Origin of the sequence: Coraliomargarita sinensis (assembly GCF_003185655.1) — a bacterium.
Classification (GTDB): domain Bacteria; phylum Verrucomicrobiota; class Verrucomicrobiia; order Opitutales; family Coraliomargaritaceae; genus Coraliomargarita_B; species Coraliomargarita_B sinensis.
The window spans coordinates 12963-30887 of sequence record NZ_QHJQ01000002.1 but is presented as its reverse complement, the minus strand read 5'-3'; the positions used below and the strand labels follow the sequence as shown (position 1 = coordinate 30887).

At 58.0% G+C, this 17925-nt stretch carries 19 protein-coding genes; 8 read left to right on the top strand and 11 right to left on the bottom strand.

Annotated elements, in window-relative coordinates; genetic code table 11:
• The first annotated feature begins 99 nt into the window (after positions 1 to 99).
• Positions 100 to 1881 carry a biosynthetic-type acetolactate synthase large subunit gene (gene ilvB / locus DDZ13_RS02670; RefSeq protein ID WP_110129887.1) on the top strand — a complete coding sequence of 594 codons (1782 nt, stop codon included), beginning with the start codon at positions 100 to 102 and terminating at the stop codon, positions 1879 to 1881.
• Between the two features lie 70 nt (positions 1882 to 1951).
• Positions 1952 to 2986, top strand: a complete 1035-nt coding sequence (locus DDZ13_RS02665; RefSeq protein WP_110129886.1) for a DUF481 domain-containing protein — start codon at positions 1952 to 1954, stop codon at positions 2984 to 2986.
• Between the two features lie 153 nt (positions 2987 to 3139).
• Here DDZ13_RS02665 and DDZ13_RS02660 read toward each other — a convergent pair whose 3' ends face one another.
• From DDZ13_RS02660 to DDZ13_RS02650, 3 genes are all read right to left on the bottom strand, one after another.
• Positions 3140 to 3682, bottom strand: coding sequence for a hypothetical protein (locus DDZ13_RS02660; RefSeq protein WP_146209211.1), 543 nt, complete (start codon positions 3680 to 3682; stop codon positions 3140 to 3142).
• A 20-nt stretch (positions 3683 to 3702) separates the two neighbouring features.
• Positions 3703 to 3984, bottom strand: coding sequence for a hypothetical protein (locus DDZ13_RS02655; protein ID WP_110129884.1), 282 nt, complete (start codon positions 3982 to 3984; stop codon positions 3703 to 3705).
• A gap of 152 nt (positions 3985 to 4136) precedes the next feature.
• Entirely contained in the window at positions 4137 to 6764 is a 2628-nt protein-coding gene (locus DDZ13_RS02650) for an ATP-dependent RNA helicase (protein WP_110130262.1), read from the bottom strand.
• Between the two features lie 41 nt (positions 6765 to 6805).
• Here DDZ13_RS02650 and DDZ13_RS02645 point away from each other — a divergent pair, with 41 nt between their 5' ends.
• Positions 6806 to 7072: a hypothetical protein gene (locus DDZ13_RS02645; RefSeq protein WP_110129883.1), complete on the top strand. Its 267-nt coding sequence runs from the start codon at positions 6806 to 6808 to the stop codon at positions 7070 to 7072.
• Here DDZ13_RS02645 and DDZ13_RS02640 read toward each other — a convergent pair.
• Entirely contained in the window at positions 7069 to 7257 is a 189-nt protein-coding gene (locus tag DDZ13_RS02640) for a DEAD/DEAH box helicase family protein (RefSeq protein ID WP_146209210.1), read from the bottom strand. The two genes, DDZ13_RS02645 and DDZ13_RS02640, sit on opposite strands and share 4 nt — an antisense overlap.
• 307 nt (positions 7258 to 7564) lie before the next feature.
• Between DDZ13_RS02640 and DDZ13_RS02635 the strand changes: the two genes are divergently transcribed.
• The 3 genes from DDZ13_RS02635 to DDZ13_RS02625 all read left to right on the top strand — a co-directional run bounded on the left by DDZ13_RS02635 (position 7565) and on the right by DDZ13_RS02625 (position 11158).
• Positions 7565 to 8227, top strand: coding sequence for a PEP-CTERM sorting domain-containing protein (locus DDZ13_RS02635; RefSeq protein WP_110129881.1), 663 nt, complete (start codon positions 7565 to 7567; stop codon positions 8225 to 8227).
• 203 nt (positions 8228 to 8430) lie between these two features.
• Entirely contained in the window at positions 8431 to 9984 is a 1554-nt protein-coding gene (locus DDZ13_RS02630) for a pyridoxal-phosphate dependent enzyme (RefSeq protein WP_233246062.1), read from the top strand.
• Between the two features lie 220 nt (positions 9985 to 10204).
• Positions 10205 to 11158: an AEC family transporter gene (locus DDZ13_RS02625; RefSeq protein WP_110129880.1), complete on the top strand. Its 954-nt coding sequence runs from the start codon at positions 10205 to 10207 to the stop codon at positions 11156 to 11158.
• On the opposite strand, the gene DDZ13_RS02620 is transcribed toward DDZ13_RS02625, so the two are convergent.
• Positions 11124 to 12554, bottom strand: a complete 1431-nt coding sequence (locus DDZ13_RS02620; RefSeq protein ID WP_110129879.1) for a nitronate monooxygenase — start codon at positions 12552 to 12554, stop codon at positions 11124 to 11126. The genes DDZ13_RS02625 and DDZ13_RS02620 overlap by 35 nt on opposite strands.
• Positions 12555 to 12700: 146 nt before the next feature.
• Here DDZ13_RS02620 and DDZ13_RS02615 point away from each other — a divergent pair, with 146 nt between their 5' ends.
• Both DDZ13_RS02615 and DDZ13_RS02610 read left to right on the top strand, forming a co-directional pair.
• Entirely contained in the window at positions 12701 to 13426 is a 726-nt protein-coding gene (locus DDZ13_RS02615) for a sugar isomerase domain-containing protein (protein WP_110129878.1), read from the top strand.
• Between the two features lie 31 nt (positions 13427 to 13457).
• Positions 13458 to 13871, top strand: coding sequence for a DoxX family protein (locus DDZ13_RS02610; protein ID WP_110129877.1), 414 nt, complete (start codon positions 13458 to 13460; stop codon positions 13869 to 13871).
• 152 nt (positions 13872 to 14023) lie between these two features.
• Here the strand turns inward: DDZ13_RS02610 and DDZ13_RS02605 are convergent, their stop codons facing one another.
• The 6 genes from DDZ13_RS02605 to DDZ13_RS02580 form a co-directional block, all read right to left on the bottom strand.
• On the bottom strand, positions 14024 to 14428 hold the full coding sequence (locus DDZ13_RS02605) for an ExbD/TolR family protein (protein WP_110129876.1): 405 nt from the start codon (positions 14426 to 14428) through the stop codon (positions 14024 to 14026).
• 7 nt (positions 14429 to 14435) lie between these two features.
• Entirely contained in the window at positions 14436 to 15011 is a 576-nt protein-coding gene (locus tag DDZ13_RS02600) for a MotA/TolQ/ExbB proton channel family protein (RefSeq protein ID WP_146209209.1), read from the bottom strand.
• A gap of 82 nt (positions 15012 to 15093) precedes the next feature.
• Positions 15094 to 15252 carry a YqaE/Pmp3 family membrane protein gene (locus tag DDZ13_RS02595; protein ID WP_110129874.1) on the bottom strand — a complete coding sequence of 53 codons (159 nt, stop codon included), beginning with the start codon at positions 15250 to 15252 and terminating at the stop codon, positions 15094 to 15096.
• Between the two features lie 66 nt (positions 15253 to 15318).
• Positions 15319 to 15921, bottom strand: a complete 603-nt coding sequence (gene leuD / locus DDZ13_RS02590; RefSeq protein ID WP_110129873.1) for a 3-isopropylmalate dehydratase small subunit — start codon at positions 15919 to 15921, stop codon at positions 15319 to 15321.
• Between the two features lie 32 nt (positions 15922 to 15953).
• Entirely contained in the window at positions 15954 to 17381 is a 1428-nt protein-coding gene (leuC, locus tag DDZ13_RS02585; RefSeq protein ID WP_110129872.1) for a 3-isopropylmalate dehydratase large subunit, read from the bottom strand.
• Positions 17382 to 17530: 149 nt separating this feature from the next.
• Entirely contained in the window at positions 17531 to 17806 is a 276-nt protein-coding gene (locus tag DDZ13_RS02580) for an HU family DNA-binding protein (protein WP_110129871.1), read from the bottom strand.
• Between the last annotated feature and the right edge of the window lie 119 nt (positions 17807 to 17925).

Genomic DNA, 17925 nt, shown 5'->3' with positions numbered 1-17925 from the left:
AAGCTTGATTCGGGCCTGCTTTGCTGTCTTTTTACGACGCTTTTCGCGATGGCAGATTATCAGCCGGAGCATCCAAACAACGCATAACACCACAGAACCATGAAATCAGATAAAGCTATCGAATTCCCCGAGCAGGATGAAATCGGCCCAGAAATGAAGGGTGCCGACGTCCTCGTCGCCTCACTTGAGCGCGAGGGAGTCGATGTGGTGTATGCCTATCCGGGCGGCGCCTCGATGGAACTTCACCAGGCTCTGACCAAGAGCGAAAAGATCCGGACCATCCTGCCACGCTTTGAACAGGGCGGCGGCTTCATGGCCCACGGGCACGCCCGCTCCACGGGCAAAGCCAGCGTTTGCATGGCGACCTCCGGTCCGGGCGCGACCAACCTCGTCACCTGTATCGCGGACGCCTTCATGGACAGCGTTCCCCTGGTCGCGATCACCGGGCAAGTGTACCAGCAGTTTATCGGCAAGGCCGCTTTCCAGGAAACCGACTTTTACGGCATGACGCTTCCCATAGTGAAGCACAGCTACCTTGTCCTGGACAAGGATGACCTGCCGCGGGTGGTGAAAGAGGCCTTCCACATCGCACAAACCGGCCGCCCCGGTCCGGTCGTGATCGACATTCCCAAGGACGTCCAACAGGCCGTCTACGCCCCCACCTTTCCGGCTTCAATAGACCTGCCCGGTTACCAGGGGGACGTGACCCACCCGGAAGCGAGCGACGAAGAGCTGAGCGAAGTCCTCAGATTGATTGAAGGCGCCAAGCGCCCGGTTCTCTACACCGGTGGCGGTATCATCTCCGCCGAGGCTCACCTCGAACTGCGTGAGTTCGCGGAACTCACGGGTCTGCCGGTGGCCTCCACCCTGATGGGGATCGGGGCATTCGATGCCCAGCACCCGCAGTCACTTTATTGGTTCGGCATGCACGGCACGGTGGCCGGCAACTGGGCCGTCTGTGACAGCGACCTGCTGATCTGCGCCGGCGCGCGTTTCGACGACCGCATCACTGGCAAGGTCGACAAGTTCGCACCGGACGCGGAAATCGTCCACATCGACATCGATGTCTCCGAACACAACAAGAACAAGCGCGTGCAGCACCCGATCCATTCGGACATCAAGTATGCGCTCAGCCGCTTGAGCGAGCTCGCCAGGAAGGACTTCAAAAAACCGGACCTGTCAGAATGGTTTACTACCATCAACGGCTGGAAGGAAGAGCACCCTTTCTCCTACGACAAGAGCGGACACATCACCCAGCAGGAAGCGATTGAGACTCTCTACGAAGAAACCAACGGAGAGGCCATCATCACAACCGGCGTCGGGCAGCACCAGATGTGGACGGCCCAGTTCTACAAATTCCGCGAACCGCGCACCTATATCAGTTCGCTGGGCCTCGGCACCATGGGCTTCGGCCTGCCGGCCGCGATCGGGGCAAAGGTCGCCCACCCGGACAAGCTTGTCATCAATATCGACGGGGATGGCTGTTTCCTCATGAACGTGCAGGAACTCGCCACCGCGAAAATTGAAAACATCCATGCCAAGACCATCATTCTGAACAACCAGCATCTCGGCATGGTGGTTCAATGGGAAGACCTCATGTATGAGAGTGTCCGCGGCCAGACGATCCTTTGCGACAAGGACGACATCGGCAGTCCCGACAATCTGGATGCGATCTACCCGGACTTCGTCAAAATCTCGGAAGGTTTCGGTGTCGCGGGCCGTCGCGTCGTCAAGCGTGAGGACCTGCGTGACGCCATTCGTGAAATGATCGAATTCGACGGACCCTACGTCCTTGAAGTCATCGTTCCGCATACCGAGCACGTGCTCCCCATGATCAAACAGGGGCTTTCCGCCAAAGAAATCCTGATTAAATCCGAGTAAGGGTTGAAATTTTTCACAAGCGGGCTCCCCTCTCGGGGAGCTCGCTTTTATTTGAAGAAATTGCAGTCATATGAAGTTGAAATACGGAAACATCCTTGCGCTTGTTGCGCTCTTGTTCGCCCACAGCTCTTCCGCCGATGAAGTGATCACCACCGATGGAGCCAGGCTCGTCGGCACCATCACTTTGATCGACAAAGGAACCATCCACCTCGATACCAACTATGCCGGTTCGCTGAAAATCTCTCAGGAGCAGGTGGCATCCTTCAGCACGGACGAGCCGCGGGTGGTTCGCCTGCAGAGCGGCACACTGATGGCCGGCCCGGTCCAGTCCTCCGGTAATGGTCAGTTGAAGATCACCTCCGAGGACGGCGTACTCACGACCAACACCTCCAAAGTTGCCGCATCCTGGACTCCGGGAGCCGAAGATCCGGAAGTTGCCCGCAACAAGCGCGAGTGGCGCTATGACGCCAGTCTGGATATGACCGGCAAAGACGGCAACACGGACAAGTTCAGCCTCGGCACCCGGCTTGAAGCCAAGCTGAAGGGGCCAAACGACACCCTCGCCTTTTACGCGGAATACGAGCAAGCCGAGGAGGAAGACCTCAAGACGGAAGACCGCGCGGCCGGGGGTGCCTCTTACGAATCGTTCTTCAGCAAGGTGCTCGGCTGGTACGCCCGCACCGAGCTTGAGACCGACCGGATCGACAACGTCAAATTCCGCTCGACCTCAGCGGGTGGTCTTTCCTACCGGCTGATCAACAAGGACAAGCAAAGCCTGGTCGCCCGCTCCGGTCTCGGTTACCGCTACACGGCCTACACCGATGACACCGAGGACGAGTCCAGCCCGACCATCGACTTCGGGCTGGCCCACAGCTATGAGTACAAGGACATGTTCGTCATGGAAAACGATCTTACTTTCGTGCCCGCAATCGATGATTTCAGTAATTATCGGGTCGTCCACGACAGCGGCATTGAAATCCCCATCGGCAACAGCGACAACTGGAAGCTTCGCATGGGCATCAAGAACGAATACGAAAGCCAGCCGGCTGCGGAAGAAAAGCTCGATACCAGCTACTACACCCGGATGATTTACTCCTGGCGGTAGGGCGCAGTCTCCTACCAGCTGTCACGATTCCTTTGGTAGGGCGGCCTCGCCGAGGCCGCCGTTCGCCGGTTCGATTCATTAACCATAACACTAGACCTACCGGCAAAACTTCTCCGCTTGTAAGAGTGCGCGTTCGTCGAACGCGCACTACCCTTATTCTCCCTTGAATAAAATCCAATCCGGTTCGACGCGCTCGATCAAATCCGACCAGGGCTCAATCGCCTGAATCGTGTCCGGCACCGCACTGATTCCCGTGTGTAAAACGCCAAGCACCGCAATCTTCTCTTTGCGGTTAAACATCCGTAAGCGCAGCCCAAGTTCGTCGAGCATCGGTTTGAGCTCCGTTACATCGACATCCTTAGCGAGGCGGAGCTTGATCTGGTCGGCGGCCATGTAGCGCAGCTCGCCGCTGGCGATGTCCTCGACGATCCGAACATTCGGGTAACTTCCCTCGAATCGAAGTAACCAGACCCGATGGACGGGTTCTCCCTCGGCGGGCAACTCACCGTAATCAATAATGAGACCCTTTTGGATCGATCCGGGCACCTTCTTCGGCAGGGGCTCGGCTCCGGCATCCAGCATGGCGGCATTGTGCTCCAGCCAAGGGTCCACTTTGGCCTGATCGCGCGCGGCTCGCCGGCTCATAATAAGCGAGACCAGGATCAGGCCCATCAGGAAGCCGGTAAAGTAAACCATGATTCGGTTGTTGCCCGCCCTCATCGCCTTTCGCCTCCCTCCTCATGATTCACCAAATACTCCTTCCGCGCCCGCATGACGCAAAGCACGATGGCCAAACCACCGGCCCAAACACCGCCGTATTTCAAACCGTTCATAAAACCAAAGGCGGAAAGGTAAGTAAAATCGGGTTCATCCACAAAGAGGGGCCCGAGCACGACATGGGACAACACCCCCAGCACGGCCCCGACGAAACAGGTCAGCAGGACGAAATAAAGCCAGGTAAAACACCAGCGCAGCACGCCTTTCAAAATACGCAACATTCCTGACAGGGAGACCTGATTCCTTACGCTTGGCAAGCTTTCGGCCGAATCACCGGGCCAAAGTAGGGCTCGAGCTTGCTCGACGCCGCCAGCTGCCAATGTCATCGACCAGACCTTGCGGCCTAAGCGAGCTGAGGCCCTGCCCTACCTGCCTAGCGCCACTCGTGTTTCGGATAACGCCCTGCGAGATCCTTGCGCACTTGCTGGTAGGCGCCGTCCCAGAAGCCATCGAGATCGTCCGTCACATGGGCGGGCCGTCCGTTCGGGGCCAGAAGTTCGATCACTAGAGGCACCCTGCCGTTGGCGATACGCAGGGTTTCCCCCTTCACATCGTAAAAATCCTGCAGCTTCGACGCGATGAAAGCCCGCCCATCCGACTCGTAACGCAATTTGACAGGGCGGTTGCGTCGGGGCAGCCCGATATTTTCCGGGGCGTAGGTCTCAATGTAATAATGCTGCTCGGGAAGGATCCACTCCTTGACCGTGGGCAGTACCTCGCGGTCCTTAATCTCCTTGTAACTGCTGGCTCCGTGGCAGATCTGTTCGATCAGCAGCTGCCGCGCTTCCTCATCGATGGGCGCCACCTCGGTTTCGGGGCAATGCCGGGCCACGAAATTGACCCGCTGGATCCAGTGCTCCACGCCGGCATTCCATTTTTTCAAATTCAAACGACCGGACACCACTTCTTCCGCCAGAAGGCCCGCCGCTTGTCCGGGATCCACCTCACCCCCCTCCTTTTCCTCGAGGACGAGATCGCGGAAACGCGTCTGCCGCTTCGTGCTCACGCGGCGGGTCGAAGGATCATATTCGGTCAAACAGCCCTCCGACATGTCCTCGGGAAAATACTCGCTCAACCACTCCGGCTCGACCGCGGTCGCCAGGCCCAGGAGAACCGTGACCTCCCCGCGCAGCTCACGCTCCTCCAGTTCGGCCGCGACAAAGAGAGGACTTTCCACCAAGCTTTCGCGTCTCAACTCACCGCTTCGCCCGTGCACCATCTTGCAGCGCCGGGTCCCCTTGTCAATGCGCAAGCAGAGGTGGTCGGCAAAAGCCAGAAATAGGCAGCGGCACAGGGCATCCTCGGCCGCCGAAGCGGTCTTTCCCTCTTTGGGGAGGGCCGGGCTCTGTCCGGGCCGTGCGGGTGGGCAACCTTCTTCTTCGTGCTCTCGCGAAGAAGACCGGGCGCGTCCCTCCCGCGGAGCCAGCTGCAGGATTTGCCGGGCGCTCTCCCCCGCCTGGCGGGCCGCCACGCCGTGGATGCCCAGTTCGCTGCAGGCGGGCGGCTTGAACTTTGCAGCCCGGGCCAACTCAAAGGCGCGCAGCAAAAGGAAATAGTCCGAGCGCTCGTCGACCTGGTCCTCGACCTGACGGATCTGCTCGCGGCGAACCAGATCCTCGCGGGACGCGCGGTAAAACGGCCGCCCCTGACTGATTCCGGCCACCAGCGCCGCGTCCGGCAACACACCCAGACGTTCGGCTTCGATCAGCATCCGGGCATAGCGGGGATGCAGGGGAAAGACCGACATCCTGCGCCCCATGTCCGTGACAGCACCCATTGAATCCACCGCGCCAAGGTCGTGCAAAAGGTGCTTCCCCCGTTGCAGCGCGGTCGTCTCCGGCGATTCAAACCAGGGGAAGGCATCCACATCCGTCACCCCAGCGACCGACAGCATGAGCAGTGTTTCGGCCAGATCCACTCGCTTCACTTCCGGGGTCTCGTGGCCGGGCCGCGCCTCGTGCTCGGCTTCACTCCAGAGCCGGATACAACGCCCCGGCCCCGTGCGCCCGGCCCGTCCCTTGCGTTGCTCGGCCGAGGCCTGACTGATCTGCTCAATCAGGATCGAGTTTATCCCCCGCCGCGCATCGTAGCGGGCGATCCGCGCCAAACCGCCGTCGATCACCGCGCGCACGCCCTCGATCGTGATCGAGGTCTCGGCCACGTTGGTCGAAACGATCACCTTCGGCCCGTCGCCCGTACGCACGGCCCGGTCTTGCGCCTCGGGCGGCAGCTCCCCGTACAGCGGCAGCACCTCGAAACCGCGCGACTCCGGCAGGGCCTCGATCGCGGCAATCGTCTTCCGGATCTCAAAGGCACCCGGCATGAAAACCAGCGCATCGCCGCGCAGGCCGTCCCGTTGCAACTGCTTGAAGGCCCGCGCGGCCCGCTCCCAGACGGGGGCGGCCTCACGACCGAGCGAAGCCCCGGCGTAATCGACCTCGACGGGATAGAGTCGGCCACCGGCCTCAATCCGCGCGCAGGGCTGCAAAAAATCCTCCATCTGCTCGATGTCGAGCGTGGCCGACATCACCACCAGTTTCAGATCGGGCCGCTGCCGCTGCACGCTTTGCAGGGCGCAGGCCAGACTCAGGTCACTGGTCAGATGCCGCTCGTGAAATTCATCGAAGACCACCGCGCCCACGCCCTTCAGCGAGGGATCCTGCAAAATCTGTCGAAGCAGGATCGCTTCCGTCACAAAGCGGATGCGGGTCCGCGCGCTCACCCGGTTCTCAAAACGGATTTGGTAACCGACCTCTTCCCCCAGTTGCACCCCGCGCTCCGCTGCGACCCGCTTGGCCAAGAGCCGAGCGGCCAGACGACGCGGTTGCAAAACCACCACCTCGCCCTCAATCCCGGCCCGGTCGATCAGGATCTGCGGCACTTGGGTGGATTTGCCCGAGCCAGTCGGGGCACTCAGAACGAGGCGACCGTGCGCCCGCAAGCCCTCGACCAGTGGGTCGGCGACTTCGTAGATCGGAAGTGGTGGATTCTGCTCGAGCACCCACAAGAGATGGAAAGCGGCTGTGTTTCGGTCAATGACTTATGCATTGCAATCGGCCCACTATAGACAACAAGCCGTTAGAGCGCAGCGAAACAACCCTGAACGACACCCCTGCGTCCAATCTCACTGCGTCCTACCGCTGGTCAAAAGATCTGGTGAGCTTCCATGCCGACGGCTATGAGAGTGCAGGCAGCACCGTGAGCTTTACCCAGGATCCGCCAGCAAATGGAATGGTCACCGTCACGGCTACAGTCAGCGGAACCGCGTTGGACCGCCTCTTTGTCCACATTGAGGTGGCAGAGAATTAATACGCTTGAACCTTGTACCTTCGCTTGCGGTTCTCAAAACGAATTTGGTAGCCGACCTCTTCCCCCAGTTGCACACCACGTTCCACTGCGACCCGCTTGGCCAAGAGCCGAGCGGCCAGACGAGGTGGTTGCAAAACTACCACCTCGCCCTCAATCCCGGCCCGGTCGGGGGACGACGTCGGCAAGATAGAATTGTTGCACATTGACATCATCGCCGTGGATTTCCGCCAAGCATCATCCGTACTCCACAGACGCAGGAACACTCTTGGTGCGGCGAACTACAACAAAAATATCGCATCTTTTTACGAGGCAGGTCTCTCGGAAACTGTAACTCGAATGACTCAAAAAATCACAAGTTGTTATAGATTGGTAATTTAATCTGGGATACAGCTCGGAAAACCATTGCGTTGGCGAAAAAAAAATTTTACATACTATGAGAGCTTAAAAAGTTCTTAACAAAGCTCAACTAATTCTCATTCCACACGAAAGCCTATGAGATACGACCTGACACTAACCATAATTTCCCTGCTTGCAGCAGCTAGTGGGCAAGCTCAAACTATTGTCGCTGAATATACCTTTAGTTCCAACTCGTTCGCATCAAGCGATGCAGATACGAATTCGACGGCCAGCGATATCACATTTCCAGGAATTTCAGGAGAAACTGCAGGAGTGAGCCTTCAACCTGGAATCGATGGAAGCGTCGGCCAACTTGCGCCTGCCTATGTTTTTTATATGGGAAATATCAATGACCAGGGTGATGATGACGTAGCGGGTGATACTGACGCGGCTGAATTTAGTGTGACCCCTAGTTCTTCATTGGACTTCACTTCTTTCTCTTTTGACTTTCAAAAGAACTCCGGAGGTGCAGACATCGAAATTGACCTTTTTTGGTCCGTAGACAGCTATGCCACGGCTATTGATAGCTATACAATTTCAGACACTGGCTCTTGGGGATCCTTCAGCACTGATCTCAGTAGCTTGGCGAACCAGGCCACCACCACAACTTTTAGGCTTCAATTCTTTACGACTGGCGGAAGTCCGGGCAACGAACTCTACCTCGATAACGTCGAATTGCAGGCCGTCCCCGAACCCTCCGCGTTCGCCCTCCTCGCCGGGTGCCTCGGCCTGACTTGGATTATGGTGCGACGCCGTTAAGCGGACCCGCGAGCAAAAACTTTCCAAACGCCGAGGAGTTCGCCTCTCTGGGCGTTTTTTTGGGTTCAGTCTCGTGGCGTGTCCGCTCGCGGGCGCCCCGTCCCGATCGAACCTCCGACGTCATCCCAGCCGGCCCCCGACAAGCGGGCACGCCACAAAGCAACAAGCGCAACGACACCCCAAAAACACATCGCTTCTGTGTTGTGCCCCCGGCGAAAAAGCGTTCGCATCGTGACATGGATGGTGAGACCCGATTGCAGCAGCTTCAGCAGGAGATCCTTTTTGCCCGTCGGCGGGTTTACGAAGTCGGCGACGCGACGCCCCTGCAGTCGATCCGCTTGGAGAACGACATCGATCTGTGGGTCAAACGCGAGGACCTCTCCCCGATCCATGCCTATAAATGGCGCGGGGCCTACAACAAGATGGCGCAGCTCAGTGCCGACGAACTCAAGCGCGGGGTGGTGACGGCATCGGCGGGTAACCATGCCCAGGGCGTGGCCCTGGCCGCCTGCAAGCTGGATACCAAGGCCACGATTTTCATGCCGCTGTCGACCCCCCGCATGAAACAGCTGGCCGTCCGGCGTCACGGGGGCGAGTCCGTCGAGATCCGCCTGCTTGGTGACACCTACGATGCCGCCAGCAAAGCCGCCCACCAGGCCGCCAAGCAAGACGGGCTCAGCTATATTCACGCCTACGACGATCTGGCCGTCATGGCCGGCCAGGGCACCCTCGCCGACGAGATCGTCATGTCCGGGCATGGCCCCTTCGATGTGGCCTTCCTCCAAGTCGGCGGGGGCGGCATGGCGGGAGCGACCGCCGCCTGGCTGAAGGTGCACTACCCCGATATCAAAATTATCGGGGTCGAGGGCGAGGGTCAGGCCTCGATGGCGGCGGCGGTCCAAGCCGGAAAACCGGTGGCTCTGGACAAGCTGGATATCTTTTGCGACGGCACCGCCGTCCGGAAGGCCGGCACGCTGACACGCGAGATCTGCGCGGAGGTCATCGATGAATGGATGACCGTCAGCAACGACGAAGTCGCCGCCGCCATCCAGTTCCACTGGGAGCAGCTTCGTTGCGTGCCGGAACCCTCCGGCGCGATGGGCATGGCCGCCGCTCTCAAAACAAAGGATAAGCTCAAGGGGAAGCGGGCGCTTACCATCCTCTGCGGCGCCAACATGGATTTTGAACAACTCGCTTCAGTGGCACGGCGCGCGGCGGTCGGCGCGTTGCACCGCCGCTACCTCAAGATCGGCATTCCGGAAAAGAGCGGTGCCATGTACAGCCTGCTCAACGCATTGCCGGACACCGTCAACATCGTCGATTTCCAATACGGCAAAATTGATCAGCATGAAGCCGCCCCGGTCATCGGATTTGACCTCAATCCCTTGGAATTCGACGGGTTGAAAAAAGCACTGCGCGACGGAGGCTATGAGATTTCCGAAGTGACCTCGGATATCGATGTCAACTTCCGGATGATTCACTACGATCCGAAACTTTTCGCCTATCCGAGATTTATCACCCTTGAATTCCACGAACGCCCGGGGGCTCTGGCCGACTTCCTTCGCGAGGTGAGCCCGCACGCCAACCTCTGTTACTTCAACTACGTTTACTCCGGCGAGCGCGTGGGCCGCGCCCTGCTGGGCTTCGAATTCAGCAGCCGACAGGAACACGACGAATTCACCGACCACCTCGATAAGGCCGACGCCTACCGCGACTATAAAATTGTCAGCAAGGACACTCTCGACCGCATGGTCTGAGCCGGTGACCTACCCTTTTCCGGGGGAAGAGCTTGCAGACAAACTCCCCTCCTTGAGAAGGAGGGGTGCCGCGCAGCAAACTACTCTTAAAACTCCCCTCCTTGCCAAGGAGGAGTGCCGCACGGCGGCGGGGTGGTTCCCAACCGTCCCCACCAACACAGCTTAAAAGCCAATTTTCATTCTGTTCATCTTGTGCTTCCTGTCATAAAGATCATCACCGATGGACACCACCTCACTCGTCTTCACCGCCATGCTGCCGATCTTTCTCATTATCGGCAGCGGCTTCCTCGTCAGACGACTCGGGTGGCTGAGCGAAGAGGCCGACCACAGCCTGATGCGGGTGGTCGTCAATCTCCTCTACCCGGCGATGATCCTCTCCTTCATCCTGGGCAATGATGCCCTGAGGCACCCGTCCAACCTCATCCTGCCTCCGTTGATCGGCATGACCACGATCGTCGCGGGCTTCGGCATAAGCATGCTCGTCGCACGTCGAATCAATCTGGGCAACCAGCGCGAATGCCGGACCTTTGCCTTCAGTTCCGGGATGTATAATTACGGCTACTTCCCGATACCGATCATCGCCCTGCTCTTCGACCGGGAAACCACCGGAGTCCTGCTTGTCCACAATCTGGGCGTCGAATTCGCCATGTGGGCCCTCGGGGTCGGCTTTATACTCTCGGCGAACGACCCAAAATCGATTTGGCGGCGCATCTTAAGCGGACCGGTCATCGCCATCTTGATCGGCGCCCCGCTCAATCTCATGCGGGCCGACCAACATGTCCCCAATTTTGTTTTGGAAACCATCGACCTGTTTGGTCAATGCGCCATCCCGCTGGGACTCATTTTAATCGGGGCCACCTTCGCCGACTTGGCCAAAGGCGCCAAACTTCGGGAAGGCATTCGTGTTCCGGTCGCCGCTTGCGCGCTACGACTCGGGGTCTTTCCCGTCATCTTCATTCTGTTCGCCTTTCTCTTTCCGCTGCCGGTCGAACTCAAACGGGTTTTGATCATTCAGGCCGCGATGCCCTGTGCCGTCTTTCCGATTGTTCTCGCCCGGCATTTTGACGGATCCCCGGAGGTCGCATTCAAGGTCGTACTCAGCACCACAGTGGTCAGCCTTATCACCATTCCAATCTGGATCAGTTTGGGGCTCGCCCTGATTCCGGTGAACTGAGCAGGTATTCGATCACGTCCCCGGCCGTCGGGAGCGCGGAAGCACCGCCTCCGAGTCTATCGAGAAAACTCAGGTCGTCACCGATGGTGACCAGTGGCAGGACCGAACGCCCACGGCGGATCTGCCCCAGGCCGATGGTGGCAAGCAGACCGTTACAAAGACAACGCCGCCCTTCACAGTCCTCCGGCCGGCCGCCTTTCAGCACATAGTTCTTTTTCGGAGCGGCAGGACAGCGGTAGCCGAGCGTACCATCCTCCTTTTCGAAGATATGCCGAAGGTAGCCCAAATCACAGACGCGGCAGGCATCCGCGCCCTTGTTGGCTTTGAGTTCCAAACGTTTGAAAGGATAATCGGTCGGCGAGGCGCGGAAGTCTGTGATCACTTTGATTCTGCCACTACGGTACTGCTCGATAATCTCGTTTTTGATCGACGTGGCGATGCCTGACTCTTTGGAACAAGCGAAGGCCGAGCCGACCTGGACGCCCTCCGCTCCCGTGGATCGGGCCGCCTGCAAACTCTCGGGCGAGGCACAACCACCCGCCAGCCAGAAGGGCAGGGACAGGGCGGCTATCTTCTCCAGTGAACAGACATCCCGGTCGGAATAAGCCCCGTCTCGCCGCGGTGGTGCGTTGTGTCCCCCCGCCGAATAGTGCTCGACGATCAGGCCGTCGACACGGCCGCTGGCTTTGCGCACCAGCGTCTTTGCCAGGGTTTCGGAAGAGACCACCGGAAAAAAGCAGGGACGTTTGAGCCGATCCTGCGAGGCGGGCACGTGGGTGCCGGGATGAAACTCGACCTTGTGCTCGTGTGAACGATCGGCTCCCACGACATGCAGTTTTAATGCAACCGGCCGCAATTGCGCCATTTCATCGAGCACCCCCGGGATCGCCAACGGAATCCCGCCGCCCATAATGACGACGTCCACGCCCGCCAGCATCGCGCCGAAGAGGGACGGCAGCGTGGGAAGCTGGATCTTCTCAAGCAGATTGATACCGACCCAGCCATCGTGCCCCTCCTTCGCCAAGTACACCTCGGCGAAATTCGCCACGATCATCAGTTCCTCGTCAAGCCGGCCCATCTCCACTTCGGGGAGCGGTTTCAAGCGGTAAGGAGCATCCGGCGCTTTTCCACCCTCCGTGTACCATTCATTGAGTATCCGCTCCGCCATCTCACGATAGGGAAACGCGCCCAGCGCGCGTCGCATTGCCCCGTCGGGATCTCCGTCCTGCAAGCGGCGGATCAGAATCGTATCGAGCGCCGTGCCGGAAATGACTCCCATCTGCCCGGCCTTCGCGACCGCACGCGCCAGGCGCCAGTCCGAGACGCCCGCCCCCATGCCACCTTGAATGATGCTGGGCCAATGAGATGCAGTCGGTGCTTTAAAACGATCTTCCATAAGTTTATTTAATGATAAACAAACTTGAAATTTTCGATGCTAATCGACCGGCAGGTCGTGTTATTACGGATCATACTATGTCCCATTAAATCCGGAAACTGACGGGTAGGCCTTGCCGCGGAACGGAAAAGAGCCAGCCTCGAGACATGTCTCTTTCCGAGGATTTTTATAAAACCAGCCTGCAGCTTCAGGCCAATGTTCTGGCAAAAAACGAATCGACCCTGAAAGCAGCCGGTCAGCAAATTGCCGAGTCCATCGCGGCCGACGGGATTCTGCACACCTTTGGCAGCGGACACTCACAGATCCTGGCCGCCGAGATCGAACGCCGCGCCGGGGGGCTTGTTCCCGTAAGCAGTATTCACGACCCCGCCGACGGCTGGCCGGAGCAAATTGTCGGATACGGCAAGCGCCTCTTTCAAAGGTATGCCTATCAATACGCGGTCCGGCCCGGCGACTGGGTCCTCGTCATTTCCAATTCCGGCCGCAACGCCAGTCCGATTGAAGTGGCCATGGAAGCCCAAGCCCACGGACTCCGGGTCATCGTCCTAACCTCACTCGAAATGTCGAAGGCCTCGACATCACGCCATCCCTCCGGGAAAAAACTTTATGAACTCGGCGACCATGTCCTGGACAACTGCGGCACTCCCGGCGATGCCGCGATCGAGGCGCCGGGATTCGCTCACAAAGTGGGCCCCACCTCGACGATGAGCGGCGCACTCATCCTCAATCTGCTCACGATGGAGATCATTGAAAACTTGATCGGGATGGGGGTCACGCCGCCGACCTACGTCAGCCAAAACGCCGACGGCGGCGCGGAACATAACGAAGCGCTCGCCCAAAAGTACCGCCACCGCATTCGCCGCCCGATTTGATTCTCGCGACAATCCCGACTAAATAACCTCTATGAAAACACCTGCTTACTCCAAAGACCTCGGCCTCCTCATCCTTCGTATCGGCATCGGCGCGATGTTCATCCTCCACGGCATTCCGAAATTGCTAGGCGGCCCCGGTGGCTGGGAAGGCCTGGCGCAATTCGGCCTGCCCTTCCTGCCGGAAGGCATTGTTTCCGTCGCTTTCGGTTTCGCCGCCATGGCCACCGAGCTGGGTGGCGGCATCCTGCTCGCTCTAGGCAAATTCCACCGCCTCGTCTGTGCCGCGCTTGCCGGCGTCATGTTCGTCGCGTTTACCACAAAAATCGGCGATGTGACCGGCTTCGGCGACTTTGCCAAAACCGCAGGCTGGCCGCTGGAACTGATGGTCGTGTTTATCGCGCTCTTCTTCACCGGCCCGGGCCGCTATGTTGTCGGCAAGCGGTAAGCACAATTTGTAAAGATTTTACCCCGTCGAGGCTCCGCTTGCGGATACCTCAAGGGCCATTTCTACCACGCACGATGCAAATAAATCCGGCATTAGTATAGACGCATCCCCCATCCCAGATCCCAGATCCCGCATCCCATATCCGGCTCCACCTACCTCGACTGCAGACGAATCTTGTTCAGTTGGTTCGAGCGGCAAATATCCATCACCTCGGTTACGTTTTTGAGCGGCGTATCTTCGTCAGCAATGAGAAGGACCGGCATTTCAGGCGTCAACTCCCCGGCCAACTTAATGGCTTCCTTTAGTTTCTCTTTCTCGAGGGCTCGATCGTTTAGGTAAAATTTTCCCTCCGGACTCACGGCAATGACAATCTGCTCGGCGATTTCATTTTCACCGGCGGTTTCGATCTTGGGCACGGTGATGTTCAGCGAACTCACCTGCTTGAATTGCATGGTCACGAGAAAAAAGAAAAGCAGCACGGTGAGGACATCGACCAGGGGAACGATGTTGATCGATGGCGTGCGTCGCCGGCGGCGAATGAGATGCAGCTCAGACATTCGACGTTCAGCGTTCAGCGTTCGATGTTCGATGTTCGATCAGGCATTCGACACCCACGCTAATGCGTGCCGCCAGAGCTTCGACACGGCGCAGCAGATAAGAATGGGCAGCCAGCACAGGAATGGCGATCGCCAAACCGAGGATCGTCGTATTCAAGGCAAGAGCGATACCGGTGATGAACGCTTCCGGCTCGGGGAGTCCCGTTTCGGCGGAGAAGCCCCCAAAAACCTGGGTCAAGCCGGTAACCGTACCGAGCAAACCGAGGAGCGGCGCGGCCCCGATCACAACCTCCAGAAGAAAGACCCCCCGTTCCATCCGACTCACTTCCAACCGGGCAAAGGCTTTCAACCCCTCGGGGTCGGGCCCGCGCTCACGATAGAAGCCCACGATTCGGCCAACAACAGAACGCTGGTCCGGCTCTATTTTTTCGACCTCACCTGCGACGAAGGCATCGACTGTGGCCCGCGGGATGATCTGCGAGTTACGCAGAGCAATAAGCCGCTCTGCTGTAATAAAGACCGCGATAAATGAACAAACCGCGAGCGGGTAGATAAAAATCCCGGTATTAGCAAAGAGATCCATGACGGAGAGATTGGAAAGAAAAGAAAAAAGGCGCAACCGTCGCTGCGCCTTTTGTCAAAGTTTCAGGAAGTCTGTTCCCTGGCTAGAGCACAAGAATCAGTGCGTGAATCAGGCCGGGAACGTAAAAGAAGATTGTGAGGATAATGTTGATGAGCAGCGATTTTCCTGCACCGCATTTTAGAGCGACTGCCACAGGTGGAAGAATGATCGCGAGGATGATGAGAACGATTTTATTGTCCATGGTATGCTGAGTTCGTTAGAGATCGCCGATTCAGGCAATCATAAGCTAACCATTTACCGCGCATTGTCACGCCCGCATGTAGGGCAACTTGTCTGCCGTCTCGCCAACCGCATCCGCTCCCTCAAGCAACTCATCCAGCGGGTCGTAAGTACCGCGCAACAGGCTGTCGCGCGCGCCCGGACGCATATCGCAGGTGATATACTGATCACCGAACCAGATCTTGTGCTCATTCACATCGATGGTGATTTCAAGCTCGGGATTGGCTTCGATCGCCTTGGCCAGGACTTCACGGTCCAGGCTGGTCGCTGTCACACAAACGATGCCGAGGTTCGTGGAGTTGCCGTAGAAAATCTCCGCGAAGCTGCCGGCGATCACCGCCTTGAAGCCGGCGCGCATGATCGACTGGGGTGCGTGCTCGCGGGAGCTGCCGCAGCCGAAATTGTTGCCGCTTACGATGATTGAAGCCCCGGCGAAGCGCGGGTCGTTCAGGTTGTGCTTCTTGTCTTCGCCGTCCTCGGTCTTGCGCACGTCATAGAAGAGGTAGTCGCCTAGACCGTCGAAGGTGATGCACTTCATGAAGCGGGCGGGGATGATGCGGTCGGTATCGATATCGTCACCCGGCACGTAAACACCCGTGCCGGCGACTTGTTTAATTGGTTCGGAAGCCATGATGAATCCTTGTTTGAAGTTAAAGATATTAATTAAGCGTTTACCGGCTCACCCACGCCGAAGACCTCGCGCGCGTCGGAAATTTCACCGGTAATGGCGGCGGCAGCTACCATGAGCGGACTCATGAGCATGGTGCGGCCGGTTGGAGAGCCCTGACGACCCTTGAAGTTACGGTTCGAGGAACTGGCGCAGAGCTGATCACCGACCAACTTGTCCGGGTTCATGGCCAGACACATGGAGCAACCGGCGCCACGCCACTCGAAGCCAGCCTCTTTGTAAATCTTGTCGAGGCCGAGCTCGACCGCGATTTGCGAAACGACTTGCGAACCGGGCACGACAATCGCCTGAACATTGTCCGCAACTTTGCGGCCCTTGATATACTGCGCCACTTCCTTCAAGTCGGACAGGCGTCCGTTCGTGCAGGAACCGAGGAAGGCCACGTCGATTTTCTTCCCCTTTACCGGGCTACCACCCTCAAACTTCATGTGTTCAAGAGCTTCGGAAATGGACTCCCGGTCCGACTGGGTTTCCCCGTCGCTTGAGGCGGGAATATTTTCGTTAATTCCCACGCCCTGTCCGGGGGTGATCCCCCAAGTCACGGTCGGCTCGATATCCGCAGCGTTGATGTTCACCACATCGTCGTAGTGGCAATCGGGATCGGAAGCGAAGGACTTCCAGTTCTCAACCGCCGCGTCCCAAGCATCCCCCTGTGGCGAATAAGGACGACCCTTGAGATATTCAAAAGTGGTCTCGTCCGGATTGACATAGCCAACGCGCGCACCGCCTTCAATCGACATATTGCAGACGGTCATCCGCTCTTCCATAGTGAAGTTGTCGAAAGTGGAACCGCCGTATTCGTAAGCAAAGCCGGTGCCACCCTGCGTGCCGAGCAGGCGAATAATATGAAGGATCACGTCCTTGGAATAGACGCCGGGGCGCAGCTCGCCGTCCACGTTGATGCGACGAACCTTAAGTTTGTTCAGGGCAATGGTTTGCGTTGCCAAAACATCCCGCACCTGACTGGTACCGATACCAAAGGCAATGGCTCCAAACGCGCCGTGCGTGGAGGTATGGGAGTCGCCGCAGGCGATCGTGGTACCGGGCTGCGTAATCCCCTGCTCCGGACCGACGATGTGAACAATCCCCTGCTTCCCGGTATTGGTATCGAAAAACTTCACCTTGTTCTCCGCACAATTCTTCCGGAGCTCCTCGATCATGCCCTGGGCCAGGGCATCACTGTATGGCTCAACCGCTTCGTTGGTCGGCACAATGTGGTCGACCGTCGCAAAGGTCCGCTCCGGATATTTGACCGGTAGCCCCCGGTCGCGAAGCATGCCAAAAGCCTGCGGACTCGTCACCTCGTGGATAAGGTGCGTGCCAATGAGCAGTTGTGTCTGACCGTTGCCAAGCTCACGGACAGCATGCGCGTTCCATACTTTTTCAAATAAACTTTGTCCCATATTACGTTCCTGAAGAAGGTTTTATTCTCAAAAGCGTCTCAATAAGGATAGGTTCATGCCATCTGGCAACTGCAAAGGCCAAAAAAACAAAAAACCCGCAGCCGAAGCTGCGGGTTTTGAAACTGATAACACTTAGCGTGGGGTAGCGCTTAGAGTGCTGCCTTCAGGCCGGCACCAGCCTTGAACTTCACAGCCTTGGAAGCCTTGATTTGGATCTTCTCACCGGTCTGTGGGTTGATGCCTTGGCGGGCAGCGCGTTTCGTCACGGAGAATGTGCCGAAACCGATAAGCTGAACGCTCTTATCCTTCTTGACGCCCTTCTTCACGCCTTCGAGAACAGCTTCAACAGCACGCTCTGCGGCGGCTTTTGAGGTATCGGAACCGAGGGACTTTTGGACTTCTGCAACAAGTTCTGCTTTATTCATATGTATAGTATTGTTTTATTGAGGTTATTTGGCGAATTAGCCGGAACAACTATCTGCCTCGAGAGCAATTTCCGTCAACTACAAATCCGCTCAAACCCCTTATTTTTAGGGTTTCAGAG

What these genes read in the sequence shown, in the direction of transcription:
- ilvB (WP_110129887.1), top strand. Translation starts at nt 100, where the DNA reads ATGAAATCAGATAAAGCTATCGAATTCCCCGAGCAGGATGAAATCGGC.
- DDZ13_RS02665 (WP_110129886.1), top strand. Translation starts at nt 1,952, where the DNA reads ATGAAGTTGAAATACGGAAACATCCTTGCGCTTGTTGCGCTCTTGTTC.
- DDZ13_RS02660 (WP_146209211.1), bottom strand. Translation starts at nt 3,682, where the DNA reads ATGGTTTACTTTACCGGCTTCCTGATGGGCCTGATCCTGGTCTCGCTT.
- DDZ13_RS02655 (WP_110129884.1), bottom strand. Translation starts at nt 3,984, where the DNA reads ATGTTGCGTATTTTGAAAGGCGTGCTGCGCTGGTGTTTTACCTGGCTT.
- DDZ13_RS02645 (WP_110129883.1), top strand. Translation starts at nt 6,806, where the DNA reads ATGCATTGCAATCGGCCCACTATAGACAACAAGCCGTTAGAGCGCAGC.
- DDZ13_RS02635 (WP_110129881.1), top strand. Translation starts at nt 7,565, where the DNA reads ATGAGATACGACCTGACACTAACCATAATTTCCCTGCTTGCAGCAGCT.
- DDZ13_RS02625 (WP_110129880.1), top strand. Translation starts at nt 10,205, where the DNA reads ATGGACACCACCTCACTCGTCTTCACCGCCATGCTGCCGATCTTTCTC.
- DDZ13_RS02620 (WP_110129879.1), bottom strand. Translation starts at nt 12,554, where the DNA reads ATGGAAGATCGTTTTAAAGCACCGACTGCATCTCATTGGCCCAGCATC.
- DDZ13_RS02615 (WP_110129878.1), top strand. Translation starts at nt 12,701, where the DNA reads ATGTCTCTTTCCGAGGATTTTTATAAAACCAGCCTGCAGCTTCAGGCC.
- DDZ13_RS02610 (WP_110129877.1), top strand. Translation starts at nt 13,458, where the DNA reads ATGAAAACACCTGCTTACTCCAAAGACCTCGGCCTCCTCATCCTTCGT.
- DDZ13_RS02605 (WP_110129876.1), bottom strand. Translation starts at nt 14,428, where the DNA reads ATGTCTGAGCTGCATCTCATTCGCCGCCGGCGACGCACGCCATCGATC.
- DDZ13_RS02600 (WP_146209209.1), bottom strand. Translation starts at nt 15,011, where the DNA reads ATGGATCTCTTTGCTAATACCGGGATTTTTATCTACCCGCTCGCGGTT.
- DDZ13_RS02595 (WP_110129874.1), bottom strand. Translation starts at nt 15,252, where the DNA reads ATGGACAATAAAATCGTTCTCATCATCCTCGCGATCATTCTTCCACCT.
- leuD (WP_110129873.1), bottom strand. Translation starts at nt 15,921, where the DNA reads ATGGCTTCCGAACCAATTAAACAAGTCGCCGGCACGGGTGTTTACGTG.
- leuC (WP_110129872.1), bottom strand. Translation starts at nt 17,381, where the DNA reads ATGGGACAAAGTTTATTTGAAAAAGTATGGAACGCGCATGCTGTCCGT.
- DDZ13_RS02580 (WP_110129871.1), bottom strand. Translation starts at nt 17,806, where the DNA reads ATGAATAAAGCAGAACTTGTTGCAGAAGTCCAAAAGTCCCTCGGTTCC.